Source organism: Mesorhizobium sp. P2_D6, from assembly GCF_056404315.1.
Genome location: NZ_JBFUEG010000001.1, coordinates 60,982 through 77,158 on the forward strand (window position 1 = coordinate 60,982; position 16,177 = coordinate 77,158).

10 protein-coding genes and 1 tRNA gene are annotated in these 16,177 nt (G+C 63.8%); 5 read left to right on the top strand and 6 right to left on the bottom strand.

Going from position 1 to position 16,177, the window contains the following annotated elements:
- Window positions 1–78 precede the first annotated feature (78 nt).
- The gene (locus AC1D1L_RS00260) at window positions 79–1,107 is read left to right on the top strand and encodes a DUF937 domain-containing protein (RefSeq protein WP_477337873.1); all 1,029 of its coding nucleotides are present in this window, start codon (window positions 79–81) and stop codon (window positions 1,105–1,107) included.
- A gap of 359 nt (window positions 1,108–1,466) precedes the next feature.
- Here AC1D1L_RS00260 and AC1D1L_RS00265 read toward each other — a convergent pair whose 3' ends face one another.
- Window positions 1,467–1,757 carry a DUF1127 domain-containing protein gene (locus tag AC1D1L_RS00265; RefSeq protein ID WP_477337875.1) on the bottom strand — a complete coding sequence of 97 codons (291 nt, stop codon included), beginning with the start codon at window positions 1,755–1,757 and terminating at the stop codon, window positions 1,467–1,469.
- Between the two features lie 179 nt (window positions 1,758–1,936).
- Here AC1D1L_RS00265 and AC1D1L_RS00270 point away from each other — a divergent pair, with 179 nt between their 5' ends.
- The gene (locus tag AC1D1L_RS00270; RefSeq protein WP_477337877.1) at window positions 1,937–2,893 is read left to right on the top strand and encodes a LysR substrate-binding domain-containing protein; all 957 of its coding nucleotides are present in this window, start codon (window positions 1,937–1,939) and stop codon (window positions 2,891–2,893) included.
- Window positions 2,894–2,899: 6 nt separating this feature from the next.
- Here the strand turns inward: AC1D1L_RS00270 and AC1D1L_RS00275 are convergent, their stop codons facing one another.
- Window positions 2,900–5,113: a bifunctional diguanylate cyclase/phosphodiesterase gene (locus tag AC1D1L_RS00275; RefSeq protein ID WP_477337879.1), complete on the bottom strand. Its 2,214-nt coding sequence runs from the start codon at window positions 5,111–5,113 to the stop codon at window positions 2,900–2,902.
- 121 nt (window positions 5,114–5,234) lie between these two features.
- Between AC1D1L_RS00275 and xseA the strand changes: the two genes are divergently transcribed.
- Window positions 5,235–6,845: an exodeoxyribonuclease VII large subunit gene (gene xseA / locus AC1D1L_RS00280; RefSeq protein WP_477337881.1), complete on the top strand. Its 1,611-nt coding sequence runs from the start codon at window positions 5,235–5,237 to the stop codon at window positions 6,843–6,845.
- A gap of 69 nt (window positions 6,846–6,914) precedes the next feature.
- Window positions 6,915–8,033, top strand: a complete 1,119-nt coding sequence (locus AC1D1L_RS00285; protein WP_477337883.1) for a DmpA family aminopeptidase — start codon at window positions 6,915–6,917, stop codon at window positions 8,031–8,033.
- 34 nt (window positions 8,034–8,067) lie between these two features.
- Here the strand turns inward: AC1D1L_RS00285 and AC1D1L_RS00290 are convergent, their stop codons facing one another.
- The 3 genes from AC1D1L_RS00290 to AC1D1L_RS00300 all read right to left on the bottom strand — a co-directional run bounded on the left by AC1D1L_RS00290 (window position 8,068) and on the right by AC1D1L_RS00300 (window position 9,382).
- Window positions 8,068–8,322, bottom strand: a complete 255-nt coding sequence (locus AC1D1L_RS00290) for a hypothetical protein (protein ID WP_477337885.1) — start codon at window positions 8,320–8,322, stop codon at window positions 8,068–8,070.
- Window positions 8,323–8,498: 176 nt separating this feature from the next.
- Window positions 8,499–8,575 (bottom strand) — tRNA-His (locus tag AC1D1L_RS00295).
- Window positions 8,576–8,923: 348 nt separating this feature from the next.
- Window positions 8,924–9,382, bottom strand: coding sequence for a phasin (locus AC1D1L_RS00300; RefSeq protein WP_436258321.1), 459 nt, complete (start codon window positions 9,380–9,382; stop codon window positions 8,924–8,926).
- A gap of 299 nt (window positions 9,383–9,681) precedes the next feature.
- Here AC1D1L_RS00300 and AC1D1L_RS00305 point away from each other — a divergent pair, with 299 nt between their 5' ends.
- Entirely contained in the window at window positions 9,682–13,680 is a 3,999-nt protein-coding gene (locus AC1D1L_RS00305) for a PAS domain S-box protein (protein WP_477337887.1), read from the top strand.
- A gap of 271 nt (window positions 13,681–13,951) precedes the next feature.
- On the opposite strand, the gene AC1D1L_RS00310 is transcribed toward AC1D1L_RS00305, so the two are convergent.
- Window positions 13,952–15,910, bottom strand: a complete 1,959-nt coding sequence (locus AC1D1L_RS00310; RefSeq protein ID WP_477337889.1) for an acetoacetate--CoA ligase — start codon at window positions 15,908–15,910, stop codon at window positions 13,952–13,954.
- Between the last annotated feature and the right edge of the window lie 267 nt (window positions 15,911–16,177).

The following is a 16,177-nucleotide window of genomic DNA, read 5'->3' on the forward strand; positions in this document are numbered from 1 at the left end:
AGCTGCGGCAAAAGCCGCTTCAATCGAGCATTGAAACCAACTAGGCTCTTCTTCGAGGATTTCCCGGAGGAGAAACCGATGCCTACCTTGTTCGACATATTGGCGCAGGCGCAGAACGGCAATGGTATGCAGGCGCTTGCCCAGCAGTACGGGCTCTCGATGCAGCAGACGCAGGCTGCGGTCGCCGCCCTGCTGCCAGCCTTTTCGCAAGGCTTGCAACGCAACACCGCCGACCCATACGGGCTCGGGGCCTTCATGACGGCAATGGCAAGCGGCCAGCACGCCAAGTACTTCGAGGACGCGACCAGGGCCTTCTCGCCGCAAGGCGTCAATGAAGGCAACGGCATTCTGGGCCATCTGTTTGGCTCGAAGGAGCTGTCGCGCGCCGTGGCCAGTCAGGCCGCGCAAGCGACCGGCGTCAGCCAGCAGATCCTGCAGCAGATGCTGCCAGCCATCGCCTCGATGGTGATGGGCGGACTGTTCAAGCAGACGACAGACCAGTTGATGGGGGGCCAGATGCAGGCCGCCGGCGGCTTCGGCGGTGGCAGCAATCCGCTCGGCGAGATCATCGAGCAGATGATGCGGCAGGCCGGCGGCGGCGCACAGCCTGCGCCGCAGCAGGCGCCCAATCCTTATGGCGAGAACCCGCTGGGCAAGGTGCTGCAGGATATGTTCGGCGGCGGTGCGCAACAGCCGCAAAGCCAGCCGCAGCAGGCACCCAACCCCTATGGCGACAATCCGCTCGGCAAGGTGCTGCAGGATATGTTCGGCGGCGGCGCGGCACAGCAGCCGCAAGGCCGGGCGCAGCCGCAACAGACTCAGAGCCCTTACGGCGACAACCCGCTGGGCAAGATTTTTGAAGAGATGCTGCGGCAAGGTGGCGGCGGTGGTTTCGGTCTGCCCGGTGGGCAGCCAGCGCCGCAGCAGCCCCAGGCGAAGCAGCGCCAGGCGCCACAACCGCAGGCCAATCCAAGCGGCAGGCCACGCAACCCGTTCGACGATATTTTCGGCAAGATGTTCGAGACCGGCGCTCAGCAGCGCGACGAATATCAGAAGGGCGTGGAAACGATCTTCGACCAGTTCAAGCGGGACATGGACCGGCGGTAGGGCCTTACCGCCGGCCTTCGAGACGTCGTCATCCTGGGGCGGAGCAAGGGGCGAAGCGACGCGGCACAGGCCCCGGGATCCATGCGGTGACTTCAAGGCGTTGCGACGGTGCAGAATTCTGCACCGTCGCATTTTTCGGCTATGGTCGCGGCATGGATCCTTGGGTCTTCGCTCCGCTTCGCGTCGCTACGCCCAAGAATGACGACTCAGCTGAAAAAGAAAAGCCCGGTCCTGGAGGAGGACCGGGCCAATGTGCAGGCTGGCCGGCGGGGATCCGGCAGGGAGTGGGGAGCCTGCTATACTCCTTGGTCGCGGAGAACCGGAAAAGGTTCACGGCAACCGAAGCAAAGCGCTATCGATCACGCTACCTTGCGGGCGAGATCTTCGATCGTGTCCGCACGATCGCTCGCGATCGCACGCAGCTTCACGGTCGGATCGCCGCCGAACGGCACATCTATGGCGACATGGAGGTCGGCGCGCGTCAGGCCGATATCGGCGAGTTCGGCGTCCGACATCTCGCCAAGGCGATAGAAGGCGCGGCGATTTTTCCAGGCCTGGAAGGCGTTGAGAAGAGCGTTGGCCACGCGCGCCGCAACGGCCGGACGCGAGGTGATGCGCGAGGTCTCGGTGGCGAAATCGATCGTGGTCATGTCAGTCTCCTTCGGAGTCGAGCGGACGAAGCCGGGCAAACAGTGCTTGGGAGAAGCGCCGTTCCGGTCTCGATTCACATGCCTTCATGTGGATGTCAGGGAATTTGCCACGACGCGATTGATTAATCCAACGAATGTTTCTAATCTTTAGCATCAACGCTAGTGATGGATTGGACCCGATGAAAGCGCCACTCGATCTCGACCAGTTGCAGACCTTCATCTCGATTGCCGATACCGGCAGCTTCACCCGCGCCGCCGAGGAAGTGCTGCGCACCCAGTCGGCGGTGTCGATGCAGATGCGCCGGCTTGAAGAGCGGATCGGCAAGCCGCTGTTCGAAAAGGACGGCCGCACCAACAGGCTGACCGAGGAAGGTGACAAGCTGCTCTCCTATGCGCGGCGCCTGCTCTATCTCAACCGCGAGACGCTGGCCGCCTTCGACGACCGGCGGCTCGAAGGCACCATCCGCATCGGCACGCCCGACGACTATGCAGACCGCTTCCTGCCCGAGATCATGGCGCGCTTCACGCGCTCCAACCCGCGCGTCGAGTTGACCGTCATCTGTGAGCCGACGCCGGGGCTGGTCGAGCATATCAAGCGCGGCAATCTCGATTTGGCGCTGGTGACGCACAATGATACGCGCGGCCAGTCGGAAGTGGTGCGGCGCGAACCACTTTTGTGGGTAACCTCGGCCAACCATGCCACGCATGAACAGGAAGTGCTGCCAATGGCCTTCGGCCGGCCGAATTGCATCTGGCGGCGCGCCGCCGTCGATGTGCTCGACCGGCAGAACCGCGACTATCGCATCCTGTTCACCAGCTTCTCGGCAACCGTCATCACCGCCGCGGTGCTGTCGGGGCTCGCAATCTCGGTGCTGCCTGAATGCGCGCTGCGGCCCGGCATGCGGGTGCTGGGCGAAGCCGACGGCTTTGGCGCGCTGCCCGACTGCCGCATCGGCATCATGCGCGGCCAGACCTCGCGGCCCGAAATCGTCGATGCGCTGGCGCGCCATATTTCGGAAAGCCTCGACAACATTTCCGTGCCGCTCGGCGAAGAGACGGGAAGCTTCGATTTCGCGGCACTTGCCTTCGCCAAGATGAGGCGGAGCAAGCCGAACCAGATCCTGCCGGGCTGGTGAGGCGGATCAGGCCGACGCGGCGTCCTCTGTCGTTGCGTTGGCCGACGACAGGCCGGGCAACGCCAGCAATTGCGCCGGCTCCAGTGGCGACGACAGGAGATAGCCCTGCAGTTGCTGGCAACCCATGGCGACCAGCAGCGTCTTCTGCGCTTCGGTCTCGACGCCCTCGGCGGTGACCTCGACCTTGAGGGCGCCGGCGAGATCGATCAGCGCCTTGACGATGGCGCCCGAATTGCCGTCGCCGTCGAGGAGCCGCACAAAGGAGCGATCGATCTTGAGCTTGTCGATGGCATGGCGGCGCAGATAGCTCAGAGACGAATAGCCGGTGCCGAAATCGTCGAGCACGATGCCGACGCCCGACCGGCGCAGGTTGGCGAGCGTCGTTCTGGTCGCGTCGCTGTTTTCCAAAAGCACGTTTTCGGTGATCTCGAGCTGCAGGCGCTCCGGAGCCAGCCCGGTCTCGGCGAGGATCGAGGCAACCTCTTCGGCAAAGCCGGCGTCACGCAATTGCAGCGGCGACACGTTGACGGCGAGCCAGGGCAATTCGGTGCGGACGGCGAAGCGGCAGGCTTCCAGCAACACCCATTTGCCGAGCTGGCCGATCATGCCGCGTTCTTCGGCGATGGCGATAAACTGCGCCGCCGGCAATGCGCCATGGACGTCGTGTGCCCAGCGGATCAGCGCCTCCGCGCCGACAATGGTCTTGCCGTTGCTGGCAAAGACCGGCTGGTAGGCGAGCTTGATGCCGGTGCCGCCGTTCAGCGCATTGCGCAGCTCGCTCTCGACCTTGCGCTTGCGCAGCAAAAGGTCGTCCATGTCGCCGGCGAAGATCTGGTAACGGCCGCGGCCATTCCTCTTGGCTTCGTAAAGTGCGATGTCGGCCTTGCGCAGCAGGTCGTCGGCGTCCGCATCCGGCCCCGTCGACAAGGCAATACCGATGCTGGCGCCGACAAAGACCTGGTCGTCGATCAGTTTGAACGGCTCCTGCAATTTTTGCAGCACCCGGTCCGAAATGTCCTCGGCGCTCCTGATGTTGCGGACATCGAGCAGGATCACCGCAAATTCGTCGCCGCCCAGCCTTGCCACCGTGTCGACGTCGCGAACCGTATGCTGCAGCCTGGCGGCGGTCTGGCGAACGAGCTCGTCGCCGGCCGGATGGCCAAGCGTGTCGTTGACATGCTTGAAACGATCGAGGTCGAGGTAAAGCAGCGCCACCTTGCCGGCATCGGTGCCGGAGCTGAGCAAGGCACGCCGCAGCCGGTCCTCGAACAGTGCCCGGTTGGGCAGGCCGGTGAGCATGTCGTGGAAGGCGAGATATTGCGCCTGGTCCTGGCTGGTTTGCAGCGCCCATGATGCACGGCGCAGACGCCGGAGCAGGAAGGCAAGCACGCTTGCCGCAAGCAGCAGGCCGATGATCAAGGCCGGGGCCGCCTTGCGTACCAGCGTCAGGCCTGGGCGCTCCTGGTCCCAGCCGATATAGCCGAGGATGACGCCGCGCGAATCGAGCAGCGGAATGGCGGCAGATCCGGTCGGCTGCGACAGCGTCAGCAGATGAGCGCCATCCAGCAGGTATTTTTCAGCAATCTTGGCGATAACCGCATCGTTGAGGAACTCGACCGACACATGCAGATACTCGCTTCCCGGCGCCTGGCTGACGCGATCCGAACTGGGCACCAGGGGCATGATGCTGAGGATTGCAGGCTTGCCACCGAGCGACACCAGATCCTCGGCGATCATCTTCGCCGGCGCCCCGGAAGCATCAGCCTTCGGTGGCTGGCTGATCATGCCGCGCAGTTTTTCGATGGTGGGCTGCATCGCGGGCTCGTCCTCGCCATAGACGGACGGGTCGAGCACCTTGCCCTCCCGCATAGCGTGGACCGGATGGTTCCCGGCGTCGAGTATGTAGACCCGGTTGTGACCGTAGTAGGAGTACATCCAGACGCTGAGATTTTCCTCTATCCAGGTCTGATTGCCGGCCTTGGTGTTGATCACGGAATCGTCCCAGACGGTAACGCTTTCCTGCTCGCGCGCGACCGCCGCGATCTGATCCTTCAGTCCATTGGTGAGGAAGATCTTCTGCCGTTCGAGCGAGACATGATCGGCTTGCGCGGTCGCGTATATGCCAAAGCCGACGACCATCGCCAAAGCAAAGGCGGCGAGCATCAGCACGGTCAGCGTGACCTGGTGCGTCAACGGGCTACTGTTCGGGCGTGCGCTCATGCGTCCTTGGCCATTTGAGTGACCTACACTCAAAGCAAATCGGGCTTAAGATCGCGTTATTATATTGGCGACGATTGAGCGCCGCCTTGACGCAGGCCGATAACCGCTCCCCAATCGAACCATGAGCGACGCAGAATCCGAATCACGCACAAACGCCACCGAATATACGGTGAGCGAGATTTCCGGCGCGCTTAAGCGCACGGTCGAAGATGTCTTCGGCCATGTGCGGGTGCGCGGCGAAATCTCCGGCTATCGCGGGCCGCACTCTTCCGGCCATGCCTATTTCACGCTCAAGGACGACCGCGCACGGCTCGATGCGGTGGTCTGGAAAGGCACGATGAGCCGGCTGAAATTCCGCCCCGAAGAGGGGATGGAGGTGATCGCCACCGGCAAGCTCACCACCTATCCCGGCAAATCCAACTACCAGATCGTCATCGATAATCTCGAGCCGGCCGGCGCCGGTGCGCTGATGGCACTGTTGGAAGAGCGCAAGCGACGGCTGCAGGCTGAAGGGCTGTTCGACGCCGGTCGCAAGCGGCGACTGCCGTTCATGCCATGCACCATCGGCGTCGTCACCTCCCCGACCGGATCGGTCATCCGCGACATCATTCACCGCATCAAGGACCGCTTTCCACTGCATGTGCTGGTCTGGCCGGTGAGAGTCCAGGGCGAGACGGCAGGCGCGGAAGTGACGGCCGCCGTCAACGGCTTCAACGCGCTGGCCTGGGATGGCGCTATTGCCCAGCCCGACCTTCTAATCGTGGCGCGCGGCGGCGGCAGCCTGGAAGATCTCTGGGGGTTCAACGACGAAGGTCTGGCGCGTGCGGTTGCCGCCTCGCGCATTCCGGTGATTTCGGCCGTCGGCCACGAGACCGACTGGACGCTGATCGATCTCGTCGCCGATATGCGGGCGCCAACGCCGACGGGCGCAGCGGAGATCGCGGTGCCGGTGAAGGCGGATCTCGAAGCGACGCTCGCCAGTCTTGGCGCACGGCTCAAGGCGGCGGTCTTGCGCAATTTCGAACGCAAACGGCAGGCCTCGCGCGCGGCCGCCCGCGCGCTCCCCTCGCCCGACCAGTTGCTGGCGCTGCCGCGCCGGCGCCTGGACGAGGCGACCAGCCGGCTCGGCCGGGCGCTGTCGGTCAGCATCGAGCGCAAGCGGACCAAGCTTCAGGGCCAGCGGCTGACGCCGGCCACCCTGTCGCGACGCATCAACGAGGCACGCACGCTGACCGGACGCGACCTGGCGCGGGCGCAAGCGGCATTTTTCGGCATCGTGCGCGAACGGCGCACCCGGTTTTCGCGCACGGCAAAGCGGTTGTCGCCAGCGCCGATTGTCAGGCGGCAGAAACTGCAGGCGGACGCGCTGGCCGCACTGACGCGCCGTCAGGATCATGCCGTGTCGCGACGGCTCGACCGGCTGCGCGGGCAATTGACCCAGGCCGACCGCTTGCTGGCGACGCTGTCGCACAAGGCGGTGCTGGCGCGCGGCTTCGCGCTGGTCAAGGACGCCGAAGGTGCGGTGATCAAGCTGGCGGCGGATGTTGCGCCGGGCGCATCCTTGCAAATCGAGTTCGCCGACGGCACCACGGACGCCGTTGCGACCGGCGGGACAGGGCAGCAGGAGGCAGTTGCCAAACCAGCGGCCGTGCCGCCTGCCAGCAAGCCCGCGCCTGCCAAGGCTGCCCCCAGCAAACCCAAAGAACCGGGCAATCAGGGCTCGCTTTTCTAGAGTGGTTCATCGTTTCGAGGAAACGGAAAACCGTCTAACACTTTTCCTGGAATTGCTCTGGAGGACGGCATGACCGGACACGACCCGCATCTTCAAACGCCGGCCGGCAAGCCGCGGGCCCGCGCGTTCGGCATTGCCTTTGACGGCACGCCAGGCCGCTTCAATGCCATTACCGACGTGCCCGGTGTGAGCGTCGGCTATGCGACGCTGATCTCAGGCGATGGTCCGCTCGATGTCGGCACAGGACCGGTGCGCACCGGCGTCACCGCCATCCTGCCGCGACCGTTAGCGGAGCTCGCCACGCCGGTGTTTGCCGGCGTGTTCAGCCAGAACGGTAATGGCGAGCTGACGGGCTCGCATATCATCGAGGAGGTCGGCGCCTTCAACCTGCCGGTCACCATCACCAACACGCATTCCTGCGGCGTCACCCGCGACGGCACGCTGCGCTGGATGCAACGCGTGCTGCCGGCGGCACTCGACAGTGGTTGGGGGCTGCCGGTGGCGGCGGAAACCTATGACGGCTTCCTCAACGACATCAACGGCCATCATGTCGGCTTCGAACATGTCGAAGCCGCGCTCGACGGTGCCACCGGCGGAGCCATCGAGGAAGGCAGCGTCGGCGGCGGCACCGGCATGATCGCCTTCGGCTTCAAGGCCGGCTCCGGCACGGCCTCGCGCCTCGTCGAATGGCAAGGTGTCAGACATACGGTCGGCGTGTTCGTGCAGGCGAATTTCGGCAAGCGGCACAATTTCACGCTGAGCGGCGCGCGCGTCGGACCTGATCTGGTGGAACCGGCGATGCGCGAAGGCACGCCGCGCGCCGAGAAGGGTTCGATCATCGCCATCGTCGCCACCGATGCGCCCTTCCTGCCGCATGAGATGAAGCGGCTGGCAAGGCGTGTGCCGCTCGGCATCGCCATGACCGGCGGCTTCGGCTACCACAGTTCGGGTGACATTTTCCTCGCCTTCACCACCGCCAACCCGCAAGCAGCACTTGCGCCGCCAGGACAGACGGCCAGCGCCGCTTACATTCCGGACGTCGATATCGACCCGTTCTTCGATGCGGTGGTGCAGGGTGTGGAAGAGGCGATCCTCAATGCGATGGTCGCCAATGAGGATATGAGCGGGCGCGACGGCAATTTCGTGCCGGCGCTGCCGAAGGCCTGGCTGAAAAATCGGTTTGGATAGATGGGAGCCCGGCTCTGGCGGCCGGGCCTGACATTTATTCGGCGGGCTTGCCCGAATTTGCGTTGCTCTGGTCGGCCTCGGCCGCCTCTTCGAGCCGCGAGGCGATCAGCTCCTGGATGTCGCCGACTTCTTCCTGGATATCCTCCAGCGGGATGCCGACCTCGGCCGCCTCGGCGGCGCATTCCTTGGCCAGGGTTTCGGCCTGCTTCTCGATCTTTACCGGCGAGTGCTGGCAGTGGACCTTTTCACCAATCCACCCGCGCAAAAACTCGATCGCATGTTCACTCATACTGCTTTTCCCTGGCGGCTATGCCGGTTGGTAATCGTAAACGTCCGCACCCGGCAAAGGATGCATGCCCGCATTCGAACCGAGTCGGCTTCGCCCGGCAAGCCGATCTTGCCCGAGGTCCACAAAGCCGAAGGAAGGGAAGGGTTCAAGGAGCACGTTCTGATTGTTTGATAGAGTGGTACCGTTGGCTGGGATCGAACCAGCGACCTCCGGATCCACAATCCGGCGCTCTAACCATCTGAGCTACAACGGCACGTTCGCCTGAGCCAGATCGTGGCGAAAAATTCATTCTCCGAGATCCGCTCTGTCGTTCGGCGATGCGTCCAATACGGTCTATCAGAGTCTAATTCAAGGCCTTTGATAAGGCAAAGCCCGGTTCCTCGAGCGGGCACCGCTTTTCAGCAGGCAAAAGAAAAGGCCGGCGGGAGGAGGTGCCGGCCTTTTCCTGTTACGAGCCAGCGGGAGGAGGTGCTGGCTGGTCACCCCGGAGAGCAGAGGGAGGAGGTTCCACTCGCCGGGTATTCGCTGGACAACTCTATCGCACATCTATTTGTCTGACGAAATGCGACGTTTTGATGCATCGCAGAGTTGTGCGTAATTATTAGGCGGCCTTGATGTCCTTCAGGGCCTTCTCGAAAGCGGTCTTGACCGGCTTGGAGACGTCTTCGGCAGCCTTTGAAGCAACGGCCTGGAATTCCTTGGCCTGTTCGACGGTCGACTCGACGCGCTTGCGCAGGAAGGCGGTCTGCAGCTCGACGACTTCCGACAGCGACTTAGCACCGATCAAGGCTTCGAGATGCGAGAAGCCGGCTTCGGCATTGGCGCGCAGAGCGGCGATGGTCTTGAGCGACAGGTCGCTGGAGACGGTCTTGGCGGTCTCGAAGGTCGATTCCAGAACTTTCTGGGTCTCTTCGGCGCCGGTCTTCAGCTTGGAATAGGCTTCCTTCGACTGCTCAACGCCCTTTTCGGCGAAAGCGCGGATCTGGTCGGTCGCCTTGGAGGCGTCGAAGCTCGGGAATTCAACGTTTTCGATGGTCTCACCGGTCTTGGCCTTGGTCATTTTCCGTCCTTTCGGGGGGTAGCGGCTTTGACAGAAAGCCGTCTAGTTCATGTATGATGGCAATATAGCGGTTTTTTTGTGCGATGCAATATCTTTGTTGCAGTGCACCATAAATTTCTTCCGCGACGTTACCCCGGCATTACCCAAGGGTCGTTAACCAAGAGGCCAGAGATTCCGTCTGCTTTCCGCCACGGCTTGTGGACCTTCGCCGCTTGGGCTTTTATTAACAAAGCGTTAACTGCAAATTGCCCGCCTTGTAGGTTCGCCAAGAGGTTTCACCGAAAGGGTCCGCCAAGCGCATGCCGTCCGAGAACTACTCTTTCCTCGATGTCGCCGTGCTCGACGCGGTCCGCCAGCGCTTTGCCGCCGGCGACGCGATCGCGATTCTGTCGGCTGACCTCGAACAGGTGATCTGGGCCAACGGGCCGGGCGCGGCGGTGTTCGGCTATCCCGATATCGAAGCCATCATCGGCGCCTCGGCACAGCTGCCGCTGATCGCCAGGCGGCAGATCATGGCGACCGCAGGCTTCCCGAAGATCGGCAGCGACCGTGCCATCACGGTGCGACTGGCGACCGGCATGACCAGCCGCGCCGTCGGCTTCCTGGCCAGTGCGGTGACCATGCCGGACGGCGAAAGCGCCATCATGCTGGCGCTGCCGGCAGCGCAGACCGGCTCGCGCAGTGCCGCCGACATTGCGGCCCGCGCCATCAGCGGCTTTAACGAAGACGGCCATTTCATCGCCTTTGTCGACGCCGCCGGCACCGTCGAGGCGGCTTCGGATGGTTTTGCCGCGCTCGCCATCCGGCCTGAAACGCTGGCGGCGCTCGTCGCCGATGTGGCGAGCCAGGACGACCGCATCGTCAAGCGGCTGGTCCCGGGCGGTACCACGTCCTATCCGGCGGGCTTTGCCCGTCTGACCGAGTCCAGGCATCTGCTGGTGGTCATCGACGAGGATCAGCTCGGGGAGGAAAATCCCGTCGGTGAGCTGGATGCCGAACCTGCTGCAGCGCAGCAGGACGCAGACCCGACGCAAGCCGCCCCAGAGGACGCGGCAGCAGTAACGGCAGATGCAGTAGCCGACCAACCCGCAGCAAGCGGCAATCAGGGCGCACCGCTCGCGGTCGTGCCAGACGTCGCCGAGGCCGCTCCGACAGCGACTGAGCATGATGCTTCGGCGTCAACCGATACAAAGGCAGACGATCGCGGGCAAACGACCGGCCGCGAGCAGGCGGCGAACGACAGCGCGCCTGTGCAACATGATCATTGGTACTTCCATGCCGGCGAAGAGCCGCAGGCGAGCGAGCCGGACAGCCCGACCGAAGCCGAGCCGGAATCGGTTGTGTCGGCGGTGAGCCCGCAGCCGGACAGTACTGTTGCCACCTCGCCCACCCTGCCCTCCAATGTAACCTCACCGGCTGCGCCACCCGCCGCCCGCGAGATCGACCGCACGGCGCCGCCGCTGCGTTTCGTCTGGCGCACCGACGCCGAGGGCAAATTCAGCGCGCTGTCGCCGGAATTCACCGACATCGTCGGCAAGCCCGCCGCCGATGTGATCGGCCGCCGCTTCAAGGATGTCGCGACAACATTCGGCCTCGATGCCTCTGGCGAGATCGCCGGCCTGCTCGAACGGCGCGACACCTGGTCGGGCCGCTCGGTGCTGTGGCCGGTGACCGGCACGGACCTGAAGATTCCTGTCGATCTGGCGGCACTCCCCGTCTATGGCCGCAGCCGCGCCTTCGAAGGGTTCCGTGGGTTCGGCGTCGCCCGCGCCAGCGATGCGGTGGTCGATCCGGAAGCGATCGGCATGGCGCTGGTCCCCAACCGCACGCCACCGGCGGCAGCCGAGCCAGCCGCGGAACAGACCGTGGCGGAAGCTCCCAAGGCGGCCGATCCGTTCGAGGGCGAAGTGCCTGCACTGACCATCGTGCCGAAGCAGGAACGGCGTTTCGCCGACAAGGTCATTCGGCTGGCCGAGCATCGGCAGCCCGCCAATGACAAGGGCCTGTCGACTCTGGAACGCAGCGCTTTCCGAGAGATCGGCGAGCGGCTGAAGAAGGACAATCCCCCGCCGGAGCAGCCGGAGACCAGCAAGCCGGCCGAACCTGCCAAGCCAGGTCAGGTGGCGCCGGACCGGGCCGGGCCGGACCGCGCCAAGGCAGATCAGCCCAAGCCGGATCATGTCGAGGTGGACCAGGCTGAAACGGCCGCGCCGGCCCAGCAACCCGCCGAGACCACGGACGAAGCCATCCCGGCAGCCGCATCCGAAACACCGGCAATTGAAAGCAAAACGGCTGAGGCCGAACCGCCCGAAGGCGACGCCGAGGACGAAAAGGATCTGGCGCGGCTCGACGGCGCCCAGCCGGACAAAGCGGCTGCAGACAAGGATGCGGGCCAGACGAAAGCGCCGATCGTGTCGCGCTCGCTGCTCGACTATGCCGATCCCGAACCAGGCTCCGTCACCGGCGAAGGCGACGCGGCGACGTCTTCCGGTAGCGAACCGGCGCCGGCTTCCCAGCCGGTAGAGACGAGCGCACAAGAGACCGTCGAAGCTTCCGAACCGCAACCGGCTGTTGCCGAGGCGCCGGCCGATGCCGGCGAAGACGACAGCATGACTGCCGCCGATTTCCGCGATGCCGAGGACAATGAGGATTGGGCCCCGGCTGGCGAGGCGACCGGTTCGGCCGTGCAAGACGGTGACAAGGCCGGCGCTGCGGACACCGCGCCGGCAGAAGCGCCGCGCCTGAAAGTGCCGCCGCTCAAGCTTGAAGGGTTCGTGCCCTCGGCATTTTCGGCCGGAGATGAACACAAGGCGCCGGACACCTCGTTGCTCGGCAAATTGCCGGTGCCGCTGCTGATCCATTCCGGTGACGAGCTTTACTACGCCAATGAGGAATTCCTCGACCTCACCGGCTATGACACGCTCGAGGATTTGAGCGATGCTGGCGGCCTCGACGCGCTATTTGCCGATCCCTATTCTGAAGCGGCAGATGAAAGCGACCATGCGCTTCGGCTGAAGACGCGCGAGGGCCAAGAATTTCCGATCGAAGCCATTTTGCGTTCGGTGCCATGGCGCGCCGGCAAGGCGCTGATGCTGGTGGTGCGGCGCACCGGCGACGATGAGGCGCCGGTGGCTGCGCATGTCGCAGCTGAAGAACAGACGCAGCCCGACGTTTCCGAGCTCAAATCGCGCATTGCCGAAATGCGCACCATCATCGACACCGCGACCGATGGCGTGGTGCTGATCGGCCGTGACGGCGACATCCGCTCGATCAGCCGGCCGGCAGAGGCGCTGTTCGGCTTCGACAGCGACGAGGTGACCGGCAAGCCGTTCGCTTCGCTGTTTGCCATCGAAAGCCAGCGCGCGGCGCGCGACTATCTCAACGGCCTGTCCGAGCCCGGCGTGGCGAGCGTCATGAATGATGGCCGCGAGGTGATCGGGCGGGAGGCGCAGGGGCGCTTCATTCCACTGTTCATGACCATAGGCCGGCTGCCCAACGACAGCGGCTTCTGCGCCGTGGTGCGCGACATCACGCAGTGGAAGCGCGCCGAGGAGGACCTGACCCAGGCACGCGCGGTGGCCGAGCGCGCCTCCTCGCAGAAGACCGATTTTCTCGCGCGCATCAGCCACGAAATCCGCACGCCGCTCAACGCCATTATCGGCTTCTCCGAGCTGATGGTGGATGAGAAGTTCGGCCCGGTCGCCAATGACCGCTACCGCGACTATCTGCGCGACATCAACCGCTCGGGCAATCATGTGCTCGACCTCGTCAACGACCTGCTCGACATCTCGAAGATCGAAGCCGGCCAGCAGGAGATGGACTACGAGGCGGTGTCGCTCAACGATACGCTGGGCGAGACGGTGGCGATGATGCAGCCGCAGGCCAATCGCGAGCGCGTCATCATTCGCTCCAGCTTCGCCTCGCGGCTGCCGGAAGTGGTCGCCGACCTCAGAAGCGTGCGCCAGATCGCGCTCAACATCCTGTCCAACGCCATCCGCTATACGCAGGCCGGCGGCCAGGTGATCGTGTCGACCGCCTATGAAACCTCCGGCGACGTCGTCATGCGGGTGCGCGACACCGGCATCGGCATGAGCCATGCCGAGATCGAGCAGGCGCTGAAGCCGTTCAAGCAGATCAACGCGCTGAAGCGCGGACGCGGTGACGGCACCGGCCTCGGCCTGCCGCTGACCAAGGCGATGGTGGAGGCGAACCGCGCCCGCTTCACCATCACCTCGACACCCGGCGAAGGAACGCTGGTCGAGGTCGCCTTCCCGTCGACGCGTGTTCTGGCGGAATAGAGCCGCTCCATCCAGAACCGGCACAAAAACCGGCACAAAGAAAAGGCGTCCAACAGGACGCCTTAAAGGGATTTTGCTGTCACAACGGGGGCTTGAGCGAATCTGATCCTCAGGGGACGAGGAACGGGATTTCTCCCTCAAGTTACGTGTGACTATCGACGCCGGGCCTTAACAGCTCCTTACCGGCCGCCCAAAAAATTTACGAATGTGTACCACTCGTGAAATCTAGGTAAATTCGACCGACATATCTCGTTAACCATGCCGGCGGCGCTCACTCCGCGAGCTGCGGCAAGTTCCTGAACAGCTCCAGCGCCTCCGGATTGGCCAGCGCCTCCTTGTTCTTGATGGCGCGGCCGTGGACCACGTCGCGCACCGCAAGCTCAGTGATCTTGCCCGATTTGGTGCGCGGGATGTCTGAGACGGCAACGATCTTTGCCGGCACGTGGCGGGGGCTGGCGCCGGTGCGGATCTTCGCCCGGATGCGCTTTTCCAGATCCTCGTCCAGCGTCACGCCGGCGGCCAGCCGCACGAACAGCACGACGCGCACGTCATTGTCGAAATCCTGGCCGATGCACAGCGCTTCGAGGATTTCCGGCATCTGTTCGACCTGGTTGTAGATCTCCGCCGTGCCGATGCGCACCCCGCCCGGATTGAGCGTCGCGTCGGAGCGGCCATGGATGAACATGCCGCCATGCGCCGTCCATTCGGCGAAGTCGCCATGGCACCAGACATTGTCGAAGCGCTCGAAATAGGCGGCCTGGTATTTCTTGCCGTCAGGGTCGTTCCAGAATCCGATCGGCATGGACGGAAACGCTTTTGTGCAGACCAGTTCGCCTTTCTCCTCGCGAATCGGCTGGCCGTCATCATCCCAGACATCGACGGCAAGGCCGAGGCCGGGCCCCTGGATCTCGCCGGTCCAGACAGCTTGCGTCGGCACGCCGAGAACGAAGCAGGAGACGATGTCGGTGCCACCGGAGACCGAGGCAAGGTGCACGTCCTCCTTGATCCCGTCATAGACAAAGCGGAAGTCCTCCGGCGACAGCGGCGAGCCGGTGGAGGAGATCGCCCGCACGGTCGACAGATCATGGCTGCGGATCGGCTTGAGGCCGGCCTTGCGCACGGAATCGATGAATTTGGCCGAGGTGCCGAAGAAGGTCATCTTCTCGGCATCGGCGAAGCTGAACAGGACATTGCCGTCGGGGTAGAAGGGCGAGCCGTCATAGAGCAGCAGCGTCGCGCCTGACGCCAGGCCCGACACCAGCCAGTTCCACATCATCCAGCCGCAGGTGGTGAAGTAGAAGAAGCGGTCGCCTTCGACGAGGCCGGCATGCAGCCGGTGTTCCTTCACATGCTGGATCAGCGTGCCACCGGCCGAATGAACGATGCATTTGGGAATGCCGGTCGTTCCCGACGAAAACAGGATGTAGAGCGGATGCGCAAACGGCAGGCGCTCGAATGTGACGGACTTTGCCGCAAAAGGCGACAGCGCCTCTTCCAGCGCCACGGCCTTGTCGATAATCCCTGCGATATCGCGCGACGTGCCGAGATAGTCGACGATCAGCACCTTGCCGACGGTTTCGAGCTTCGTGGCAACGGCAGCGATCTTGTCGGCAACCTCGATTGCCTTGCCATTGTACCAGTAGCCGTCCGGCGCGATGAAGACGACGGGTTCGATCTGGCCGAAACGGTCAAGCACGCCCTGTTCGCCGAAATCGGGAGAGCAGGACGACCAGACCGCGCCAATCGAGGCGGCGGCCAGCATGGCGGCGACGGTTTCCGGCATGTTGGGCATCATCGCCGCGATACGGTCGCCCTTTTTCACCTTGAGCGACAGGAAAAGCTGCTGAAAGCGCGAGGTCAGCTGGTGCAGTTCGTTCCACGACAGCCGCCGCTCGATCTTGTCCTCGCCGCGAAAGACGATTGCCGCACCGGAACCGATCTTTTTCAGCAGGTTCTCGGCGAAGTTGAGCGTCGCATCGGGGAAGAACGATGCGCCGGGCATCTTGTCGCCATCAACGAGCACCGTCTCACCCTTGTCGCCGACAATGCCACAAAAGTCCCACAGCAGGCTCCAGAAGCCTTCGCGATCCTCGACCGACCAGCGGTGCAGCTCGGCGTAGGAGGCAAACGATGCGCCGGTTTTGGCTGCCGCCGCCTTCATGAAGGCGGTCAGCGTCGCTGCATCGATCCGGTCTTGCGTCGGGGTCCAGAGCGGTGCTTCGGCAGCCATGATCGATCCTCCTTGAAGCCGGTCGCGTCGCAAGACTGATATGCTTTTGTTTCTATGCATGTCGCTGTCCCGGAACCGCTGCGCACTTCCGGGCGACATGCATTAGCCCCAGCTTTACAGACGCCGCTGTCCCAAAAACGCCGCGTCTCGTGCCAGGCTGAAGCTGCATCGCTTATGCCTATCGCCATGCGGCAGAGCAAGATTTTGTTCAGCTAAACTCGGCCAGGTGTGCGCAATTGCCATCGCCGGGCCATAAAGACTTGAAAT